Here is a 4,234-nt window from a genome sequence, read left to right on the forward strand (position 1 = left end):
CCGGCGACATCATCGATCACCAAGGCCCCGTTGGCAATCCGACAAGGGTCAATCACGCAATCCGTGCCAGATCCAGTTTTCACGTTCCGCCGACACGATCGATCGCGACAGGGAACAGCTCGCTGGCGTAGACGACCGTCACAGCACGATCAACGGCTTCGCCGTTCGGCGCTCCCAGGTAGGGATTTCCCCCATTCCCGTACTGTCTTGCGCGATGCGAGGATTTGATCCTCATTAGTAATGCGACTCTCTCCGCAGAGTCACATTGCCCGCAGCTCTTGATCCAGCTGCTGATGGGTTGACGTTTGGCCAGGGTACTCGATTTTTGTTTGGAGGGACCGCCTTGTCGCTCTGGGGTGACTGCATTACGGGTGGTGCGAGCGCGGTCGGCTTCGCATTCGGTGGCCCCATCGGTGCCGGGGTGGTCGGCGGGGTGGTCGGGGGAGTGGTCTGCGGATTCGAGACCGGATGGGATCCTGAGTCGATGCTCACGGCCACGGCTCTCAGCGCGGCGGGTGGTCTCGTCGGCGGCGGAGTCGGCGGTCTCGGTAAGGCATTCTTCACTAAAACAGGCGTGGGACTGGCAAAAACCGCCGCTTCTCAGGGGTCGAAAGAACTCTTCAAGAATGGAATCTTCAAGCCTGCAATAAAAGCCGGATGGAGTGGGGCGCAGGCCAATATGAAAACTCGCAGCGGTCTCGTGTGGTCTTTCGGCGGTTCCGCTATGGGACACCATTACCCCCCCGTTAAGAAGGGGCCTGCGCCTGGAGGGATTGCCCCTGTTGAATTGGTCTGGGCTGGCGCGCAAGTGAAAATGATGTGGACACATCCCTTCGTGCCGGATCCAAACATATCGGCTATCGGAACTGGGTTCCTGGTACAACCGGTCGGATTGCCGCAAACGCTCAAGGACTGGCACGCTGGTCCGGGGTCATCGGTAGCGACGTCGTTGTCGGACAACTATCAGCTGTTCGGAGAAGTAGAAAAGCAGAAGGATTTGCCTCTGAAACCAACCCCGCCACCACCGTCTGCGTCGGGTTTGGGTGGTGGAGGTGCGGTAGCGGACCGATATACTGATGCGTTGCATTCTCTCCAGAACGCCGCTCAACGATACGATTCTATTCAAGAGAAGCTTCCAGAGAAGATCGAAGATGTCAAAGCCGTCTCCGCGCAAGGTCAAGAGAATATCAAGGAACTCATCAACAGAATGAACGCCAATGTTCAGTCCGATGGGTCGAAAGAGGCTTTCTCGGAGATGATCGCAAACGCGTTCGGCAGTATCCACGACACCTTGGACAAGTCGGCGAGCCATAATCAGGACATCGGTCGTCTAATCGATGCGCTGTCGAAGCAGTTCGATGAAAAGCTGGCGAAGCTTGGTGCCACAATGAAGCAAGATCTGCAGGAATCGATCGCTGGTCTGAAGGCAAGCCAGTCGAATCCTGGATTAGACCCGAGTCAGCTCCCCCCTGGCCGACCGGACGTCCCACCAGACCCCGGCGTACCCGGCCAACCCGACGATCTCGGCACCCTCCAGGACATGAGCACGGGTTTGAGCGAGCCACCAGGCATCGACGACATCGGCGCTCAGCGTGGGATTGGGAGTTTTCCATCGCCCGCCACCCCTGCGGTCGCACCACCCGCCGGTTTCCCGTCTTTGGGGGCGAGAAGTCCCGACTTGGACTCTGCGGGCAGCATGATGGGCTCGCTCATGCAGATGGTGATGCAGCAGGCGATGATGAGGAATCTTGCCGACAATGATCTGAACAACCGGCGCGCGCAGTTCGCCGTCCCCCACCCGGACGACGAGGTGGAGCCAGTCGGTCCGCCCGTGGTCGCGGCACCGGTCACCGCGCAGCCGGCTATGGCTGCGGCGCCCACGTCGACGTCTACGTCGGCTCCGGTCGAGCATGCGACAGCGCCTTCCACACCTGGAACATCGCAGCCAGAATCAGGACTTCACGTTCGCAAGCCTGAAGCCGATGGCAGCGTGACCTACACATTCCCCGACGGACGGACCCAGAAGGTCTCCGTCACGGTAGCTCAGGCGTTGGATGCGGCCATCGGTAATGCGAGTGGTACCGACGCCCAGGCGGCGTACGCAAAGACTCCCGCAAAGTGGTCGGACACGAAGAGCATCGGCAACCGTGTCGACCCCTATCAGTTGATGACCGGCGACGTGGCGACGTGGGAACATCGTACTGCCGTGCTGGTGGTCTTCGGCACCGGAGACGGTGGGACGCTCGAAGTGATCGCCAACGGTAATCTGCAGCGGTTTGCCGCCGAAATGCACGACAGTGCAGGAGAATTCGGCCAGTTCTCCGGGTTCGCGCATCCCCGTGACATCGAAGTTACAACTCCGGCGGACGGAGCCGGGGTACCCGTCACGACAGGCACGCCCGACCCATCCGTCGGCGCGGCGATGTCGGGGGCCGCGGTCCTCACAGGCTGAGGACACAAGCGAGCCAGAGTGGACTGTCTTCGGCTCGGTCGCAATCGCGCAGCGCCAGTGACCTTGACCGAGTCCATCACCTAGAGATTGCCATCCGAAACTATCGGTGGTTACGCCTACATCTAGGGAGGCAGCATTCAGCGGGACAGGGCTAGGGGATGCGTATCCAATCCTACGAACAGCGCTCATAGAAAGCCGGGGTATATGCATGAGCGATCAAACCGTCGAACCCGAACTCCATCAAGGAGTCACGAAAGAGATGGACTCGGCGATGGCTCGGATCCTTCTTGGCGGAGTCCTGTCGGTTACAGAAGCAGATCCAGTGAAGTTGGCTTGGGCGGTCTCTGTGATGCGCGGGCCGGCCGGAGTCGGTGTGTTCATCACATCGGATGAGGGCCGCGGGTGGCTGCCACAGGGGCTATTTCTGCCCTGGCGGGTCTCAAGCCCGTGGATCTGGGACGGCGTTCTCAGTGGCGATGGAAATCGTGTCAGTCTGTCGTGGGAGAGTATGTGGGACCCTGCGCAGGTGCTCATCGAGTTCGGTGCGGTTTTTGGGCCCAAAGCGGATGCCATGATTTCCGCGCTAGCGTCATCAGGCCCTATAGATCACGACCTGCTGGCGCGGAACGGTGATGTCGCGACGACCGAATTCGTTGAACCATGCAACGAATTCGACTTGCGAATCTTCGCTGCGGATACTGTGGATCGATTGGGGTTGGCTGGCTCGATAGGCTCGCTGAAATATGTCGCGCAAGTGAGAGATGATGAAGTCCCCGCGTGTTGCATCGCACTTGCGATTGATGCGCACAGGAGACTGAGTCGATCTACCTCGCGGTCGGAGGGATCTGAGGCTTCGCGCCTCATTCGTGAAGAAATACTGCATACGGTTCAATGTGGTGAGATCGTATCCCCTCATCTGTGGGATAATTTACAAGCTGCAGACGAAGTAATGGCGCGTCATGCTCATCATCTGTTGAACCCCGGCGATGCTTCGCCTGGCGAAGAAGACGCTCCGGACGACCTGCTACGAGTTGCAGTATTCGAGCGCCGGTGCAACGAGCAAGTGCTGCTACTTGCAAAGAAGCCAACACGGCAGGTATTGCGCGACGTTGTCTACGCTCATGATCAAATATTACAGCATCCGCTATGCGGGCAGGTGCTGGCTGTGGTTACGTAATGCGAGAATCGGTTACGTGTTGCGGGCCGATGCGCAGCGTCGCCGGGGCACGTGTTCGTCACCCTATGGTCACTGCGGTGCCCACAGTCGGTCGGCTTCCCCCGCGGCGAGTCGGCCCCGGTAGACGTCGATCTTGTGATTGATCATTCGGAGGCTCTCTTGAAGCTCGGTGAGCTGGGCAAGGACGTTGTCGCGGTGCGACTCGAGTAATGATAGGCGCTCACCTTCGTTGCCTTTGCCAGCGGCTACCAACTCGGCGTAGCGACGTATTGCCTTGCTCGGCATACCGGTTGCGCGGAGCCTGGTGCAGATGGTTATCCACTGTAGATCGAGTCGGTGGTACCGACGCCTTCCCCCAAAGGTTCGATCGACTGGCGTGACAACGAGTCCGGCTCGTTCATAGTATCGCAAGGTGTGTGCGCTGACGCCTGCTCTTCGAGCGGCCTCGGCGATACTCAAGCCGGTGGCAGGGATCTGATCGGAAGCGTCTTGTTTGACTTCGATCACGCGCTAGTGCCCCATCCAGATAGGTCGCTGCGCTAACCGGGTGTCGGGTTGGTCGTGCGGTTCCGGCTGGGTGATGCTGCCTGCGGAGGTGGTGTCGG

At 59.6% G+C, this 4,234-nt stretch carries 3 protein-coding genes; 2 read left to right on the forward strand and 1 reads right to left on the reverse strand.

Going from position 1 to position 4,234, the window contains the following annotated elements:
• Positions 1-484: 484 nt before the first annotated feature.
• On the forward strand, positions 485-2,452 hold the full coding sequence (locus ACWEO7_RS38295; protein WP_452430606.1) for a hypothetical protein: 1,968 nt from the start codon (positions 485-487) through the stop codon (positions 2,450-2,452).
• Positions 2,453-2,660: 208 nt separating this feature from the next.
• Positions 2,661-3,629, forward strand: a complete 969-nt coding sequence (locus ACWEO7_RS38300) for a hypothetical protein (RefSeq protein ID WP_452430608.1) — start codon at positions 2,661-2,663, stop codon at positions 3,627-3,629.
• Between the two features lie 69 nt (positions 3,630-3,698).
• Here the strand turns inward: ACWEO7_RS38300 and ACWEO7_RS38305 are convergent, their stop codons facing one another.
• Positions 3,699-4,136 carry a MerR family transcriptional regulator gene (locus tag ACWEO7_RS38305; RefSeq protein ID WP_452430609.1) on the reverse strand — a complete coding sequence of 146 codons (438 nt, stop codon included), beginning with the start codon at positions 4,134-4,136 and terminating at the stop codon, positions 3,699-3,701.
• Positions 4,137-4,234: the final 98 nt, after the last annotated feature.

Source organism: Nocardia sp. NPDC004260 (assembly GCF_053603155.1).

Bases quoted from the DNA above. Each gene is read 5' to 3' on its own strand.
- ACWEO7_RS38295 (WP_452430606.1), top strand. From the start codon at position 485: ATGCTCACGGCCACGGCTCTCAGCGCGGCGGGTGGTCTCGTCGGCGGC.
- ACWEO7_RS38300 (WP_452430608.1), top strand. From the start codon at position 2,661: ATGAGCGATCAAACCGTCGAACCCGAACTCCATCAAGGAGTCACGAAA.